Raw genomic sequence first — 15,274 nt, forward strand, 5'->3', positions numbered from 1 at the left:
TTGAGACCGTAACCGCCGCACTGGCCACAGCCATGCGCTGTGGCGAGAGCGTCATTGTCTCCAAGCGTCGTAGTTAGCGTTGTGTGACGTCAGCTTTCCCGAGGCTCAGTCCAGCGTAACGGGAGGCTAAATTGTATTTGCGTTTGTCAGCGGGGCGTTCATCCGCGTCATATCTTTCAGTTCTGACCATCGGCCTGACGGCCGCATCGGTAGCCGCCATTGCCTGCGCGACCAGCGCTCTGGCTCAGTCGGCAGGATCCTCCGAGCTCCCCACCCTCGAGGTGGAGACCACGGCCAAGAAAAAGCCGGTCAAGAGAAAGCAGACCTCCGAGCCGCAACCCGCGGTGACGAAGGATACCAGCGGCGCGGCTGATCCCGACGCCCCGGTCGTCTTCTCGGCCAACCGCACGCCGACCGACATCGGCAAGGTCGGCTCGTCTGTCTCCGTCATTACCGAGAAGGAAATCGACGGGCAGTCGAAAACCTACCTGCAGGACTACCTGCAGCAGGTGCCTGGCGTCTCCATCACGAGCACCGGCGGTCCCGGCAAGACGACGACTTTCCGGCTGCGCGGCTTCAACCAGAACTACGTCAAAGTGCTCGTCGACGGCATGGACATCAGCGACCCCACCGGACCGCAGACGTCCGTTGCGTTCGAGAATCTGCTCGTTGGCGACGTTGCGCAGGTCGAGGTCTTGAAGGGGCCGCAGAGCACGCTCTACGGCGGCGATGCCGTCGCGGGTGTCATCTCCATCGATACCAAATCAGCAACCCGCCCCGGCCTGTTCCAAAGCGGCAGCGCCGAGTACGGCACTTACAGTACATCGCGCGGCGCTTACTCTTCCGGCTATGCCGACGCCAATGGCAACAACGTCGCCTTCACCATCCAGGGCGTGAACACGCAGGGGTTCTCTGCAGCGCGCCTCGGCACCGAGGATGACGCCTATCGCAACGGCACCATCTCCGGCCGCGGCGAATTCAAAGTTGCAGATGGCGTCACGGTCTTCTTCGCCGGCCGAGCACAGGAAGCCCACAACGAGTACGACACATCGAGCGGCTACGACAATTACGACAACAGCGACACGTCACTCCAAGCCGGTCGTGTCGGCACGAATATCTCGCTGTTCAACGGCGCGTTCGTGAACACCTTCGCCATTCAGGCGATGGAGGTCAGCCGCGACATGTATGGCAGCTGGCCCGCCTGGTATGACGGTGACCGCGTCAAAGGCGAGTACCGCGGCGTCTTGAGCTTCAACAAGCAGCTCGCGCTCGTTGTCGGCACCGACTGGGAACAGACCGGCATCGAGACCGATTCCGTCGATCGCCACACCGTCGATGTCGTCAGCCCATACGCGCAGCTCATCATCGAGCCGATCGACGGCCTCGTCCTCACCGCCGGCGGCCGCATCGACGACCACAGCACCTACGGCCAATACGACACGCACCGGCTGACGGCCGCTTATGTTCTGGCCGCTACGCAGACGCGCTTCCACGCCAGCTACGGCACCGGCTTCCGTGCGCCAAGCCTCTATGAGCTCTACTCCGCGTACGGCAACACAACACTCAACCCGGAGACGAGCGAAGGCTGGGACGCCGGCATCGAGCAAAGCTTCATGAATGGCCGCTTCAGCTTCGGCGCGACCTACTTCTCCATGGACCTGACTGACCGCATCGGCTTCGTCAGCTTGTCCACCGCTCCCTGGGGACAGTACGCGCAGGTAGCAGGCGTCACGAAGACGGAAGGCGTCGAGTTGACCGGCGTTGCGAAAATCACCGCCACCACGGCTGTCAACGTCGGCTACACCTACACCGACTCCGAAGAGCCTGATGGCTCACGCGTCACGCGCTTGCCGCGCCACAGCCTCGTCATGGGCGTCACGGCGCAGCCGATCGACAAGGTGACTGTGAACGTAACCGGCCAGTACGTCGCCGATGCGGTCGACAACAACCCATGGCCGCTCACTGGCAAGGGTAGCGTCGACGATTACTTCCTGCTCAGCGCCAAGGTCGGTTACGAGATCATGCCGGGCACCATCGCCTATGTTCGCGGCGAGAACCTGCTCGATGAGGATTACGTGACGTCGTTCAACTACAACAATCCAGGCGTCTCCGTATTCGGCGGCGTGCAGTTCGCACTGCCGGCGCACTGATCGCCTGCGAGGCCAAACGAGAACTCCCGTGCTCGTCTGACCGGCCCGCTGCCTGACCAGCAGCGGGCCTTTTCACGTCCTCGTTAGACGCGCGCCAGGGCGCGCGATCGGGAATTTTTGCCCTTCAGTTTGCCACCACTGCCAGAGCCTGTTGTGCCAGCGTGCGGCCCAGAGGAAACCCTGGGAAACACAGAAATTACAAATGCGTAACATAGCCTTAGCGATATCTGCCCTGGCACTGACCAGCGCATCCGCAGCCGCTGATTGCTCCTCGGAAGTCAACGACGCCTTTGCCAAATTGCGCAAGTCCGCCGCCTTCCGCATGGAGACCAAGATCGCCAACTCGGCCGGCACCCTCACCATGAGCAACGACTACGTGCTGCCCAATCGCATGCATCAGTCGGTCACCATGGAAACGGGCGCGCCCGGCAAGATGGAGATGATCCTCGTCGACGGCAAAGCCTGGAGCAATCAGGCCAACGCCGGCTGGGCCGAAGTCCCTGCCGACTTTGCAACCAAGATCGCCCAGCAGATGAAAGAGACTGTCGTCGACGCGCCGAAAGACGAATCCAAATACGAGTGTCTCGGCGACGTGACCTTGGACGGCAAGACCTACACCGGCTATCGCACCGTGCGCGACCAGCAGAAAACCGACGGCACCAACGCCACCGAGAAGGCCATCCAAACCGTGTACGTGGACAAGGACCTCGGCATTCCCGCACGCAATATCGTAACGCTGGAGAAGGCGCCCGATAAGCGCATCTTCGACGGCACCTTCAGCCTGCAGGAAGGCTTGAAGATCGAGCCGCCGAAGCTCTGATCAAAGACCCGCCTGACCTCTCCATCAGCGGGAGGTCAGGCTGTTGCCTCAGAAGACGCGAGCCACCGGTAAGCGGGCAAGCCGTCATCGCGGGCCAATTGCATCCCGCGCGTCGCTGATCAGCGGACACGACAGTGCCGTCTCCAGCGCATTCCTCACCTCGTCGATTGTCTTCGTATCGACGTAAGTGCCGCCGGTCTCATCGGCAAAGCAGCGCGACACGAACTCGCCATCCGATCCGACCGCACTCGCGATCTCATAGCTGATGACGTGCACCACCGTCCCCGCGCCGTCCCGCTTCAGCTCGCGAGCGAGCGCGCACGGATCCGCCCCGCAAGTCTCCTCACCATCCGTGAGCACGATGATCGTCGCCGCCTTATTGCGAAAATTGAGCACCTCCGCCGCCCCGCGCACGGCGCGCGTCAGTGGCGTACGCCCTTCCGGCTTCAACGCGTCAACCCGCGACATGATCTTCGTCGCGGCATTGCTCGTCGGCTTCAACTGAAGGAAGACGTTGGAGCACGCATCGCGCGATCCAGGGCCATAGGTGATCAGGCCCATACGCCGACGCGGCGCAACGCGTGGCAACACGTTCGCCAGCGCCGACCGAACTACATCGATACGCCGCAAGCCTTTCTCGTCGCCGACCGAAGCGGCCATCGACTTCGAGGCATCGAATACGATCATCGCGTCATCGAGACACGGCTGCTTGGATTGTGCGACCGCCGCCGCACCGCCAAAGATCAGCACCATCAGTGATGCGCCCATCCGAACTAGCGTTTGGGCGCCTTTCCTCATTGATGATGCTCGGCTGAGCGAGCTGATGACGAGGCCACCGCCAGCGAGCGGGCACCGCCCCCCGTCGTGATGCGCTTGATCTCTTTGCCGCTGGCCGTATCGAGCACCGAGACATCGCCCGAGAACCAGTTCGCGACGTAGGCGCGGCTCCCGTCCGGCGTCATGACGATGCCTTCCGGAAAGCGGCCTACTTTCTCGCGCGAGAGGATACGAAAATCATCCGTGTCGATGAGCGAAACGACACCCGTGCTCTGGCTCGCGACGAAGAGGCGCCTGCCGTCAATGCTCGTGGCGAGACCGTAAGGCATGTGCCCGACGTCGATCGTCGCGATCGAACTCAGCGTCTGCGTGCTGATCACCGAAACGTTGGAGCTTTGCACGTTAGCGACATAGACGCGCGTCCCGTCCGGCGACACGGTCAGCGCAAACGGCGCGCGCCCTACCGGTATTGTCGCCGCAATCCCCAACGTCGTCGCATTGAGGATAGTAACGGAGTTGCTCTCGCGGTTGGCGACGATGACAAGCGCGCCTTGCGGGCTCGACACGATGCCCGCGGGCGAATGCCCGACGACCACCTTGCGCAGCTCCTTGCCCGACTGCGGATCGATCGCCATGACGGTATTGTTGTTCCAGTCACTGACGAACAGCGTATCGTCCTGGCTGACCGTGATCCCGAACGGCGTCCCGCCGACCTTCAGAATCCGCACCACCTGGCGCTTGGCCGCATCGATTACCGAGATCTCGCCGCGCTCGGGATGCGTGACATAGAGCGTCGCGCCCTCGCGATCCGCGGCAATCCCCGCTGGAGCAAACGCAACCGGAACCGTCGCCACCACATCATTCGACGATGTGTCGATGACGCTGACCGTCGCCGCATCCTGGTTGCAGACGAACACCAGCGCGGCCCCACCGCCTGCAAATGCCGGCACCGCAACGAGCAGTGCCAGGGCAAGACAGACGATGAAACCGCGCCCTAGGTGCATGACCTTACTTGCCCTCGGCCTTCGCCTTGAGGCCGGCAAGACCGGTCTTGAAGTATTCGGTCATCGCCTTGATCGCCGCGGCATCGTTCTTATCCGGCGCCGGCTCGTTGCCTGTGTCGGCGCGATAGAAGCGGCCCATCCAGGTCACGGTCGAACCGTCGTTCGGTCCGGGCTTCACGGTGATCTCGGCGGTGTACGAACTCACCGGCAGCACATCGATCTTCTCCTTCGACAGGCGATAGAGATAGTCCATCTCCTTGTCGCTATAGTAGTCGAGGCCTTCGACCAGCTCGCCACCCGACTTGAAGACAATCGTGCGCGAAGCGTTGTTTTCGTTACCGCCCGTTCCGGTGCTGCTGGTCAGAGCCGGGTTCCACGTGGCGATGTCGGCAAAGTTCTTGATGATGTCCCAGACCTTCGCCGGCGGCGCGGCGATGTCGATTTTCTCTTCAACCTTCTGCGGCGTCGGACCGTGGGCATGCGCCGCAACCGCGGTGACGCCGATGAAGAGACAAGCGATGAGCGAACGCAGTGACCACATTCAGTAGGCTCCTTTGGATGACGTGGAGGAGGACGAAACAAAGCTCTTGAGCGCGAGGTACGCGCCAAGTCCGTAGAGTGCGAGCAGCAGCACCAGCGCCAAACCTCCCGGCACCGCGCTCACATCAGTTGCCACCAGCAGCGGCCGGCCGTGGGCAGCGGCCTCGAATGCAGGCACCAGATTGTAGTTATCGCCGAGGTACGCGTAGGTGAGCCCCGTCACCGAAGCGAGCTGCTTCAGATACGCTTCCCGCACGATGGCGAGGTGCTCTTTGTTGTTGACGACGGCATTGCCGAACGGCGCCCATTTCGGGTGATAGCCGGGACGCGACGCGGCATCCGGCGGCGGCGGTCCGGAGCGATTCTCCTGCGGCACGTCCTGCGCGCCGTAATTGCCGATCTCGCGTCCATCTTCGTCGTATTTGAGCAATCGTGCGAACTTACGCCCGCCATCTCCGACTATCAGCCCACCAACGTCGCCCGGCTTACCGTCGAACGGAGCAAGGCCGCTGAACGGCAGCGGTGGAAGCTCGTGCCCGTCGGTGATGAAGATGAGATCAGCCTTGAGGCTGTGCGCGATGTCGAGCGCACTATAGAGCCCCTTGGAAACGTAGCTGTCGCCTTCCCACGCCATGCGCCAGTCGAGCATGGCAATGGCCCCGTCGATCGCCGCGAAGTTCTCACAAACCTCGACCGGATTGAACAGCAGGAACGTGCGACGTTCCGTGAAAATGCCGAGCCCGAGCCGTGACCCGCACGGCAGTTTTGACAGGGTATCGCGCAACGCGAACTTTGCCGCCTGCAGCCGGCTCGTCTTCTCGCTACCGACCGTCATGTCACGCGTGTTCATGCTGGTCGTAATGTCGACCACGGCGACGACGTCGTAGACGTCACGCGTCAGCTTGATGCGCGGCACAAGCAACGCGCCGAGCACCAGCAGCAGCGCGCCGGCGACCAGCCACAAGCGCGGGTCTCTGAATGTCGCCCGGCTCATGGCAAACCTTTCGGTGTTCCCGGCAGGTCGGTCCAGAGCTTCTCCGGCGTCTCGAGCGGCTTTTCCTCGTCCTCGGGCACAGCCTGAGGCAGATCGCGTACCAGTCGCATAGAGACGTCGAGATTGTACTTGGCGTCCCAGTTACTGGGATCGAGCCGCAACGCGCTACGATATTCCGACTTGGCGAGCGAGACCATCGGAATGGCCTTGTCGAAATTGCCCTTCTCGATCTCCCGCACCGCCGCCCGCATCCGCGCGTTGGCCATGTTGTAGAGCATGCGCACCTGGATCGCGTCGTCGGCGCGCAGCGGGGCCTGGTCCAGCAGCGGCTGCGCCTCTTCGATTCGGCCGCGCTTCAGCAGTAACGCCGCGCGCGCCTCGAGCAGCGCCGGTGACGCCGTCGCCGGATCGATCACAATGTTCTTGCCTGCGCGCAGCTTATCGATGGCAGCGTTCGTCTTCAGCTTCGAGGCGAACAGCGCCCCGGCGCTGATCATCACCGCGCAGCTGGCGACAAGCACCACCCACAGCGCGGCCGACTTAATCGCGCCGGCCGATGGTAGCTCTCCTGCGAGCGGGATCCGCATGTCACGCTGCCTCTTTCTCACGCGATAACGCCGCCGCACGCTGCGCAGCGGTGACACTGGACGACGCCCGTTCGCCGCGATGCCCACCCCCGTCGAGCTGCACTTCCGCCAGCTTGGCCAGCGTCAGCAACAGCAGCGCCGCGCCCGCGATGCCATACGCAATCTTCGACAGATCGACCTCCGGAATGCGCTCCTGGTAGCGGATCGGATTGCGCTCCAGCTTGTCGATTTCCGCGATCGCATCGGCAACGGCCTTCGGGTTCTCCGCCTCGAAAGCGCGGTACGGAACCTTCAGCGACTGAAAGAAAATGTTGAGATGCCGCTCAGGCAGCGCCTGCGGCGTATCCGGCACGTCCTCTCCCGGCGGGTCGAAGATGCCGGGTGCCCCCTCCGTGCGCAGGTAGAGCCAATAAAGATTGACCGGCCGCTTCGCGATTTGTGCCCGCAGCTTTTCCTGCACGCGCCGATCGATCACCGCCGCGCCGTCCGAAACCAGAACGATTGCCCGCGACGCAGCCGTCGGGTCGGCTTCGTGCATCGACAGCGCTAGCGACAGTCCGAGACCGACATTCGTGTAGGCGAGGCCCGGCCGCGTGATGGCATCGATCGCGCCCAGCACGGCATCTCGCTGACTGGTGATCGGCAGCACGTACATCGGCAGCGTCGAGAACGCCGCGACACCGAAACGGTCATGCGGGCGCTTCTCCACGAAATCGCGCAACAGATGCCGCGCCGCCGCCGACTTCGACGCTTCCCCGGCGCCCGGCGGGCGTCCCGCAAACGTATCGTCCATGCTGCTCGAGCGATCGAGCAGCAGCACGATGTGCGATCCCTCTCCGACACGCTCGACCGTCTGCCCGCTGAGATGGATACCGGCAAGCGCTGCGATCAGCGCAGCCAGCGCGACGACACCCGAAAGATGCAGCCCGACGTCGATCACCCGCGACAGCGTATCGGTCTCCACCGCCACCAGCGACGGGTAGCCTTGCGCGCGCTGGATCGCGAAAATGACCGGCAACAGCACCAGCGGCAGCAACAGCAGCACCAACGGCGAGTCGAACCCGAGGTTCATGCCGCCCTCCGCTCAGCAACGCTGAGGTGCTGGCTGAGCTCTGCAAGGGCGGGCAACGGCATCTCCGCCCGCGCCTGCTCGACGTCGTTGGCGAAGAACGCACGCCGCGACGACGCGAACAGCTTCTTCACCTCATCGCCATAAGCAGCAAACTCGGGATGCTCGGACAGGAACTGCGCCACGTCGTCGGCGAGAACCCGGCGACCGGCAGCAAGGTCGAACGCGCGGTGCAGCTTCAACAGCGCCGCACGATAGCCCCGCGGCCCGCTGAGCGTTTCCGCATTTGACCTGATGAAGCGAGCCGCATCCGTGAACGGACGTTGCGGACGCTTGTGGAATGGCCACCAAGCGTTGTGCCACGCAAGCCCAACCAGCGACAGCAACGCCGTCGCCGCAGAAATCAGCAATGCCGTGCGTTCAGTACCCGTCACCAGACGCGGGGCAACGGCATCTGGCTGCACTTCCACCGCACTGCCGCTGCTCTGGCTCGCTGCAGCAAAAAGCTGCCGTATGGGCGATGTGATAAAGCCGAAATTGCGCACCTGCACTTCGTGCGTCGCCTGCCCGGTCTTGATCGTCAGAGTGAAGCCGGGGATCGTCAGTTTGCGCGGATCGAGCGGCGCGTAGAACGTCTGGTAGACCAGCGTCAGCTTGTACAGCGTGACATCGCCGTCAGTCTCGCTCTCGACGTTGGAGGAGGCAAGCTCCAGCCAATAGTTGAGCGGGCCTGGCCGCGGAATGGAGGAGAGATCCAGCTCTTCTCCGGGCCCAGTGCGCAGTTCGAACACGCGCTCCAGCTTGTCACCCAGGAAGTAGCCGAACGCCCGCGGCTCGACGACGGTGAGAGCCGACGTGCCAGACGGCGGACCGGTCTGCGCGCCGGCCCCGGCCGCAAATCCGAAGACGACGCAGAGGAGCAACATCAGCCTCATGCGTACCCACCTACCAGGTGCGCGCCCAGCCTGTCCCAGTCGATCCGGTCTTGAATCTCGAACGGTGCCCGGCCAAACCGCGCAGCAATCGACTTGAGCGCGGCACGGCGGCGTCCGCTCCTCCTTTGCCACGCCTCCCATAGACTGGGGCGCATGACGACGAGACGCCGCCGGCCGACCTCAAGGTCGGTAAGAGACATGATCCCCCACCGAGGCAACCTTTCGATCTCGAGACTGTCGGACAGCACGATAGGCACGATGTCGTGGTGCGCGAAGGCAGCGAAGATCTTCTCCGTCTCCTCGCGCGGGATGTAAAAGTCCGAAATCAGAAATACGAGCTTGCGCCGCCCCGCGATCAGCCCGGCAGCATCGATGAAACCCTGCGAGCCGGCTCCCCGCGGCGTGAAAGCGCGCAGTCGCGACAGCATCTCCATTTCACTGCCACGCGCCCGCGTCGCCAGAAACGTCAGATCCTTCTGCACCACGGCGTCGCAGCCGATCAGGCCGAACGCATCGCCAGCGCGCCGCACCGAAGCCGCGAGAGCTCCGCACAACTGCGCCGCAAGCCGCATCTTGTCCGCGCTGCCGCGAAACCCCATCGACGCCGAGACATCGACGATCGCGTATACGACGACGGAAGTTTTCTGCTCGAAGCGGCGAGCATAGAGCCCTTCGAATGGGTCACGCGCGCTAATCCTCAGATCGATGCGGCGCGGATCGGGGCTGCGCAGCAATGGCACGACGTCGCGGAAGAAACCACCCGCGCCCTCGAGCTTGCCGCGGTGGGTGCCAACACGGACATTAGAGCTGCGCCACGGCAGACGATAGGGAATGTCTGCCGGCGGCGCAGTGTCGTGCGGGCCCCTGTCGGTCATGGCGCCGGCACTCTCTCGAACAGCTGCCGGCAAAGCTCACGCACAATCGGCTCGCGCCGCAGCTCGTAGATGGGATCGAAGAAGATGCGATGCGCCATCGTCACGAAGTAGACCGAGCGCAGATCCTCCGGCACCACCATCGTCCGATTATCGAGCCACGCAGCGACGCGTGCGGCCCGCAACAGGTAGCTCATACCGCGTGGGCTCGCGCCACCGGCGATGAGGCGGCCCATCTCCACGTCGGGAATTTCGATGCCGACCGACGCCGGATTGCGCACCGCCTCCCACAGGTCGAGCGTGTAGCGCTCTAGATCCGGGCTCGTCTCGATCGTCTCTTGAATGACCGCTGCCACTTTGGGCAGCGCCCGATGATCGAGGATTGACTCAGGCACCGCGTGGATCAGCTTGTCGCTATCATGGAAGCGAGGATCGAACGCAAGCTGCCGCCTGACCTCCTGGTCGGCCGGCGTTGAGATATTGATCTCCATGAGGAAGCGATCGCGCGCCGCCGCGGGCAGCTCGAACGTCTCTTCACGCTCGATCCGGTTGCGATCGGCAAACACCAACAGATACGGGAAGTAATATTCACGGTTGAACGCGGTGATGCTCCGCTCCGCCATAAGGCGCAGCAACAGCGAGTGCACCTGCGGGCGCGCGCGGTTGATTTCGTTGAAGAAGAAGATCGTCAGATCGCTGCCGTAGCGGATCACCGGGCCCGGCTCCACACGCGGACGACCATCCTCACCGATATAGGTGTGATAGATCATGTCCGCGGGCATCAGGTCGATCGTGCCCTCGACGCGCTCGTAAGCGCCGCCAAGGCCGCGCGCCGCTGCCCGCAGCAACGTCGTCTTGCCAACGCCAACGTCGCCCTCGAGCAGCACATGGCCGCGCGCGAAGATTGCGATTGTCAGCAACCTGACGACTGGCCGCTGTCCGACGACGACTTTGTTGAGCTCGCGTTCGAAATCGAGAGCACGCTGCCGCCAGGCGCTAAGGTCGATTCCCTCGGAATCCCTCACCGCCGTCACACTTTCGCGGGACAAAGGGCGCTCCTTCCATCAGGGCCGTTTCTACCGGCCGCTGCTGTTGGCATCAAACAGAAAAGCGTCGTGGGGTGCGGCGGCGGCCGCACCCCGATTCCTCGGGAGGAAGCAGGTTTAGCGTGGCACTGCTCCGAGGAAAGACTCCGAAAACTTACTCGGAGATCTCGTCGACGTCGTAGACCCACTCACCGGTCTTGACGAAGTGCGCGGTGCGCTTCGCGTTGCGAGCTTCCATGGCGCGCTCCGAAGCGCCCTGCTTGGCGAGCTCGGCCGGATCATGCTTGGGGTCGTACTTCGAGCCGGCAACCTTCTCCGGGAAGCCGGGCTTCGGCTCCCAGCAGTTGCCGGGGGCCTTGCACTTGGTGCCGTCGTAGGCGAAGGCAGACGTAGCAGCGACGAGAGCCGCTGCGGCAGTGCCGATGAACAACAACTTCTTCATGACTAGTTTCCTCCTGGCTTCGTTCAGTTAGCTCGGCGGTGTACCCGCCTTCTTTGCTCGCGCCCCTCCGGAAGCGAACATCTCGTTATTCAGGCATCGGTCCGCACTTGTCGTTCGGCGCTGCCTTTGCTTCTTCGGCAGTACCGCCGTGCTCACCACCTGGCGGCTGTACATAGGGCGTGAAATTCGCCTTCTGCTCTTTGCTCAGCCACTTCGCGGTGTTGGCCGGTCCTGTGTAGAGGTGTCGAATCCAAGCCATGATCAACAGCAGCTCGTTGATCGACTTGTCGCTGTGCGGACCCATCATGCCCTGAGCGCCGCCATAGACGGTCTCAAACATGCCCTTGTCGGTTTTGTTCTTTGGATAGGTCCAATAATTGTCGTTGAGACCGGGGCCGACTTTGCCTTCCGCCAAGTGCCCATGACATCCAGAGCACGAGGAGAGGAAGAGATATTCGCCGCGCGGCAGACACTCTTTTACTTCGTTGTACGGGTTCTTGCCTGTCTCGAGGAACTCCTTCACCGCCGGCGTATCGACCTTCGGAGCCAACGTCATATCAAGCGGCTCGCCGGTAATCGTATTGCGGAAAGGCTCATCGAGTGCGAGCGCTACGATCGGAAACATTGCGATAGCAGCACCCGCAAGCAGTCGTCGTGTAAACTTCTTCATCCAGCGCGCCCCTCAGGAGTCTTGGCAATCGCATCGAGGGGAATGCCTTCTTCCTTCAAGATGGTTTCAATTTCCGGCCCCGCTTTCTCAAGCGCGGCATTCACGTCATCGAGCAGTTTCTTATCGTCCTTGCGCACACCGACCGACTGGTCGAAGTGGAAAGGAATGTGCTTGCCGTCGCCCCGCGTTGCGTTATCGGGAATGACGACCAGCTTCACTTGATCGCCACGCTGCTTCGCGTAGCGAGCCACCTCCGGCGCAAACACGACAGCTACGTCGGCCTTGCCCGAAGCGACCTCGTCGACATATCGCTGCGGCTCGACGCGGATGTACTGGTTCCGCTTGCTCTTGAAGCCGGTGAGCGATTTCATGTAGTTGAAGTTGCGGTTGAACAGTCCGAGCTTCTCCAGCATCACCTGTGCGGGAGTGTCGGCTGCAATCGCGATCTTGTTCGCCTTCAGCAGGTCAGGGCTGTCCCAGCTCGTGATGTCGAGCGGCGAGTCCTTGCGCACCACGAAGACGTAGGGAGCGCGATAGTACGGCTTGGATGTCAGCACGCGTTCATCGCCGGTGTCGAGGCCGATGACGACGTCGCATTCCTTCTTGTCGAGCTGATCTCGAACAAGATAGATGGCCGGCTTTTTGATCCAGGAGAACTTGACCTTGCGGTCCATGGCCTGGCCAAGAGCCTTGGCGATCTTGTTCTCGAAGCCTTCGCCGTCGCGCGTCGAATAAGGTGCTTCGACTTCGGAGGCGCATACGCGCAGTATCGAAGGGTCTGCAGCTTTGGCAGTTTCCGACTTGGAGTCCTCGGCCCATGCAGAGGCTGAGAGGCTCATAAGCACCACTGCAGACGAGAGCATCAGCCCCGTTGCGTGATGAGTTTTGATTCTCTTGCTCATGTTTACGCTATGATTCCTGAAGCAGATCTGCTCCGGGCGCAGGCCTGATGTTCAAGTTGGTTCTTTGGCCAACGCTCACACCGCTCGGGTGTTTGGAGACAGCATCCTTACCGTTGGAGGAGGAGACGGATCGGTAGCTGTGAGGCAATCGCCCCGCCAGGGCACCGAAGCGACCTGGCGGGAACGATCAGCTCGTTATCAGAGCTTCGGCATCTCCGGCGGATACTCGTCGAGTTCGACGTTCTCCGAGTACGGGCTCTTGCCGTCGAGCGAGAAGACCAGGAGGCCACCGCCCATCTGCGTCCAGTTCTGGAGGTTCTTGAACGCACCGACAGCGCCGAGACCGGCAGTCGGGTCGTTCAGGTCGAACACCAGACCAACGCCCGGCCAACCACCAACACCGTAGTAGATGGCGACGTACTGCGTGCCCTTGTGCTCGTAGGTCATCGGGTAGCCGATGGCACCAGACGGCATCTTGAACTTCCACAGCAGCTTGCCGGTGTCGCTGTCGCGAGCCTTCAGGTAGCCGTCGAGCGTTCCGTAGAACATCACGCCGCCCTTGGTGGCCATCGTGCCGCCCCAGGCTGCGAAGCGCTCCATGATCGCCCACTTGTCCTTACCGGTGATGACGTTGCGCGCCTTCACCTGGCCAAGGCCAAGGTAGTTCTGACGGTCACCCTTCGGACCAGGGTACATCCACAGCGTGGCGCCGACGAAGAACTGACCGGCACGATACGGAAGCATGAAGGGCTCCCAGTCCATGCAGATGTGGTTGATCGCCAGATAGAACACCTCGCGCTCCGGATCGTAGGAGTCGTGGGCCTGATCGTGGTAACCCATGGCCGACGGGCACACGTTGGTGGCCTTGTGGTCCATGCGCGTGCCGTATTCCGGATTGCGAACCGGGATACCGGTCTTGAGGTCGACGTGCGTCCAAACGTTGACGGTGTCGTCGATCTTGTCGGCCGAAACCAGGCTGCCGTCCGTACGGTCGAGCGTGTAGATGATGCCGTTACGGTCAGGATGCGTAACGAGCTTGCGCATCTTGCCCGACTTGTCCTTCTGGTCGGACAGCATCATCACGTTGACGCCGGCATAGTCCCACTCGTCGTGCGGGGTCTTCTGATAGCCCCACTTGAGTTCGCCGGTGTCGATGTCGCGGGCCATCATCGTCATGGTCCACTTGTTGTCGCCCGGACGCATCGTCTCGTTCCACGGAGACGGGTTGCCCGATCCGTAATACAAGAGGTTCAGGTCCGGATCGTAGGCATACCAACCCCAGTTGGTGCCGCCGCCGATCTTCCAAGCGTCGCCTTCCCAGGTCGCAGTGCCGAGGCCCTTCTGACCATAGTGCGGGTTGGCCTTGTTGAAGTCGTCGCCGATGCCGATCTCCTCGTCGGGACCGGTAGCGTACTTGCGCCAAACCATGGCGCCAGTCTTGACGTTGTAGGCCGTCGCGTAACCGCGAACACCGAGCTCAGCGCCCGACGAACCGACGATCACGAGGTCCTTCACGACGTACGGAGCAATCGTCAGAGTCGAACCGACCTTAATGTCGGAGTTCTCGACCTTCCAGTACTCCTCACCCGTGTCGGCGTTCAGCGCAACGACGTGGCCGTCGAGCTGGTTGTTGAAGATCAGCGGCGGCGTCTTGCCGTCACCCGGCCAATAGGCAAGGCCACGGTTTACGAGGTCGCAGCAAGCGACTGAACGAGCAGCCGGATCCTGCTTCGGCTTGTGCTGCCACTTGATCTTGCCGGGGTTCTCCAGGTCCAACGCGTAAACGTTGTTGGGGAAGGAGGAGTTGATGTACATCACGCCATTGACGACGCGCGGTGTACCTTCGTGACCGTGCAGCAGGCCGGTCGAGAACGACCAAGCAACACGCAGATTCTTGACGTTCTCTTTGTTGATCTGCGTCATCGGGCTGTAGTTGTCGGACGCATAGGTCCGGCCCGTCATAACCCAGTTCTCGTTGCTCTTCGAAAGATCGATGAGCTTGTCATTGGCGCTGGCGCCGCTGACAAAGCCCACCAGCGCCGCAATAGATGCGGACGCAAGCAAGCCTGACTTGAGGTGTGCTTTCATTAACAAACCCTCGCGTTTTCGCTCCCAGGAAAAGGCGGCTCCTTGAGGATGCCGAGGCCGTTCGTGCGATGTGTTCGCACGCTTGGGCATCTCCGCCTTCTTTAGCTACAGACCCCTCCCGCAAACGGGACGGAGCTGCAGGGGTTGAACGAGCTTCCAACTGGAAAATCGCCAATTGGAACCTTCGCTCAGCCGTGGGCGAAGCTAGAACGCGAATGTTGTTGCGTCTTTAGGTCGACTTCCAAGAGTCCAGTGGCACAAGTGGCAACATGATTTCACTTTCTGACCTCGATGTGCATCGCAACCGGGCGCTAAGATCAGCGCAGCCTCCGCGGCAAGCGCGTAGTCTCGCGGGCATCGGGAAGATTCGTCGCCATG

The 15,274-nt window shown here is 62.2% G+C and carries 15 protein-coding genes; 2 read left to right on the plus strand and 13 right to left on the minus strand.

The genetic code is table 11. The features are described 5' to 3' along the window. Positions 1–131: 131 nt before the first annotated feature. Together ACP15D_RS09810 and ACP15D_RS09815 are read left to right on the plus strand one after the other, a co-directional pair. Positions 132–2,150, plus strand: coding sequence for a TonB-dependent receptor plug domain-containing protein (locus tag ACP15D_RS09810; protein ID WP_424957331.1), 2,019 nt, complete (start codon positions 132–134; stop codon positions 2,148–2,150). Between the two features lie 202 nt (positions 2,151–2,352). Further along, positions 2,353–2,970, plus strand: coding sequence for a hypothetical protein (locus tag ACP15D_RS09815; protein WP_424957332.1), 618 nt, complete (start codon positions 2,353–2,355; stop codon positions 2,968–2,970). A gap of 84 nt (positions 2,971–3,054) precedes the next feature. On the opposite strand, the gene ACP15D_RS09820 is transcribed toward ACP15D_RS09815, so the two are convergent. From ACP15D_RS09820 to ACP15D_RS09880, 13 genes are all read right to left on the minus strand, one after another. After that, positions 3,055–3,723 (minus strand): vWA domain-containing protein, encoded by a 669-nt coding sequence (locus ACP15D_RS09820; RefSeq protein ID WP_424957333.1) that lies wholly within the window; start codon positions 3,721–3,723, stop codon positions 3,055–3,057. Between the two features lie 41 nt (positions 3,724–3,764). Next, positions 3,765–4,751: a beta-propeller fold lactonase family protein gene (locus ACP15D_RS09825; RefSeq protein WP_424957334.1), complete on the minus strand. Its 987-nt coding sequence runs from the start codon at positions 4,749–4,751 to the stop codon at positions 3,765–3,767. Positions 4,752–4,755: 4 nt separating this feature from the next. Continuing rightward, on the minus strand, positions 4,756–5,292 hold the full coding sequence (locus tag ACP15D_RS09830; RefSeq protein ID WP_424957335.1) for an SRPBCC family protein: 537 nt from the start codon (positions 5,290–5,292) through the stop codon (positions 4,756–4,758). After that, entirely contained in the window at positions 5,293–6,285 is a 993-nt protein-coding gene (locus tag ACP15D_RS09835) for a VWA domain-containing protein (protein ID WP_424957336.1), read from the minus strand. After that, positions 6,282–6,872 carry a hypothetical protein gene (locus ACP15D_RS09840; protein ID WP_424957337.1) on the minus strand — a complete coding sequence of 197 codons (591 nt, stop codon included), beginning with the start codon at positions 6,870–6,872 and terminating at the stop codon, positions 6,282–6,284. The genes ACP15D_RS09835 and ACP15D_RS09840 overlap by 4 nt, the downstream gene beginning before the upstream one ends. A 1-nt stretch (position 6,873) precedes the next feature. Continuing rightward, positions 6,874–7,944 (minus strand): vWA domain-containing protein, encoded by a 1,071-nt coding sequence (locus ACP15D_RS09845; RefSeq protein WP_424957338.1) that lies wholly within the window; start codon positions 7,942–7,944, stop codon positions 6,874–6,876. Then, positions 7,941–8,876 (minus strand): nonribosomal peptide synthetase MxaA, encoded by a 936-nt coding sequence (locus ACP15D_RS09850; protein ID WP_424957339.1) that lies wholly within the window; start codon positions 8,874–8,876, stop codon positions 7,941–7,943. The genes ACP15D_RS09845 and ACP15D_RS09850 overlap by 4 nt, the downstream gene beginning before the upstream one ends. Then, positions 8,873–9,751: a DUF58 domain-containing protein gene (locus ACP15D_RS09855; RefSeq protein WP_424957340.1), complete on the minus strand. Its 879-nt coding sequence runs from the start codon at positions 9,749–9,751 to the stop codon at positions 8,873–8,875. The genes ACP15D_RS09850 and ACP15D_RS09855 overlap by 4 nt, the downstream gene beginning before the upstream one ends. Further along, positions 9,748–10,797: an AAA family ATPase gene (locus ACP15D_RS09860; protein ID WP_424957341.1), complete on the minus strand. Its 1,050-nt coding sequence runs from the start codon at positions 10,795–10,797 to the stop codon at positions 9,748–9,750. Before ACP15D_RS09860 ends, ACP15D_RS09855 begins: the two co-directional genes overlap by 4 nt. Before the next feature lie 151 nt (positions 10,798–10,948). After that, a complete protein-coding gene (locus tag ACP15D_RS09865) occupies positions 10,949–11,236 on the minus strand; it encodes a methanol dehydrogenase (RefSeq protein ID WP_424957342.1) in 288 nt (95 codons plus the stop codon). A gap of 85 nt (positions 11,237–11,321) precedes the next feature. Further along, positions 11,322–11,906 (minus strand): cytochrome c(L), periplasmic, encoded by a 585-nt coding sequence (gene moxG, locus ACP15D_RS09870; protein ID WP_424957343.1) that lies wholly within the window; start codon positions 11,904–11,906, stop codon positions 11,322–11,324. Beyond that, positions 11,903–12,808 (minus strand): methanol oxidation system protein MoxJ, encoded by a 906-nt coding sequence (gene moxJ / locus ACP15D_RS09875; protein WP_424957344.1) that lies wholly within the window; start codon positions 12,806–12,808, stop codon positions 11,903–11,905. The genes moxG and moxJ overlap by 4 nt, the downstream gene beginning before the upstream one ends. Positions 12,809–13,006: 198 nt before the next feature. Next, the gene (locus ACP15D_RS09880; RefSeq protein ID WP_424957345.1) at positions 13,007–14,896 is read right to left on the minus strand and encodes a methanol/ethanol family PQQ-dependent dehydrogenase; all 1,890 of its coding nucleotides are present in this window, start codon (positions 14,894–14,896) and stop codon (positions 13,007–13,009) included. Positions 14,897–15,274 lie beyond the last annotated feature (378 nt).

This window comes from Hyphomicrobium sp. 1Nfss2.1 (assembly GCF_965243865.1).
Lineage (GTDB): Bacteria > Pseudomonadota > Alphaproteobacteria > Rhizobiales > Hyphomicrobiaceae > Hyphomicrobium_A.

What these genes read in the sequence shown, in the direction of transcription:
- ACP15D_RS09820 (WP_424957333.1), bottom strand. Translation starts at nt 3,723, where the DNA reads ATGGTGCTGATCTTTGGCGGTGCGGCGGCGGTCGCACAATCCAAGCAG.
- moxJ (WP_424957344.1), bottom strand. Translation starts at nt 12,808, where the DNA reads ATGAGCAAGAGAATCAAAACTCATCACGCAACGGGGCTGATGCTCTCG.
- ACP15D_RS09845 (WP_424957338.1), bottom strand. Translation starts at nt 7,944, where the DNA reads ATGAACCTCGGGTTCGACTCGCCGTTGGTGCTGCTGTTGCTGCCGCTG.
- ACP15D_RS09830 (WP_424957335.1), bottom strand. Translation starts at nt 5,292, where the DNA reads ATGTGGTCACTGCGTTCGCTCATCGCTTGTCTCTTCATCGGCGTCACC.
- moxG (WP_424957343.1), bottom strand. Translation starts at nt 11,906, where the DNA reads ATGAAGAAGTTTACACGACGACTGCTTGCGGGTGCTGCTATCGCAATG.
- ACP15D_RS09840 (WP_424957337.1), bottom strand. Translation starts at nt 6,872, where the DNA reads ATGCGGATCCCGCTCGCAGGAGAGCTACCATCGGCCGGCGCGATTAAG.
- ACP15D_RS09825 (WP_424957334.1), bottom strand. Translation starts at nt 4,751, where the DNA reads ATGCACCTAGGGCGCGGTTTCATCGTCTGTCTTGCCCTGGCACTGCTC.
- ACP15D_RS09880 (WP_424957345.1), bottom strand. Translation starts at nt 14,896, where the DNA reads ATGAAAGCACACCTCAAGTCAGGCTTGCTTGCGTCCGCATCTATTGCG.
- ACP15D_RS09865 (WP_424957342.1), bottom strand. Translation starts at nt 11,236, where the DNA reads ATGAAGAAGTTGTTGTTCATCGGCACTGCCGCAGCGGCTCTCGTCGCT.
- ACP15D_RS09815 (WP_424957332.1), top strand. Translation starts at nt 2,353, where the DNA reads ATGCGTAACATAGCCTTAGCGATATCTGCCCTGGCACTGACCAGCGCA.
- ACP15D_RS09850 (WP_424957339.1), bottom strand. Translation starts at nt 8,876, where the DNA reads ATGAGGCTGATGTTGCTCCTCTGCGTCGTCTTCGGATTTGCGGCCGGG.
- ACP15D_RS09835 (WP_424957336.1), bottom strand. Translation starts at nt 6,285, where the DNA reads ATGAGCCGGGCGACATTCAGAGACCCGCGCTTGTGGCTGGTCGCCGGC.
- ACP15D_RS09855 (WP_424957340.1), bottom strand. Translation starts at nt 9,751, where the DNA reads ATGACCGACAGGGGCCCGCACGACACTGCGCCGCCGGCAGACATTCCC.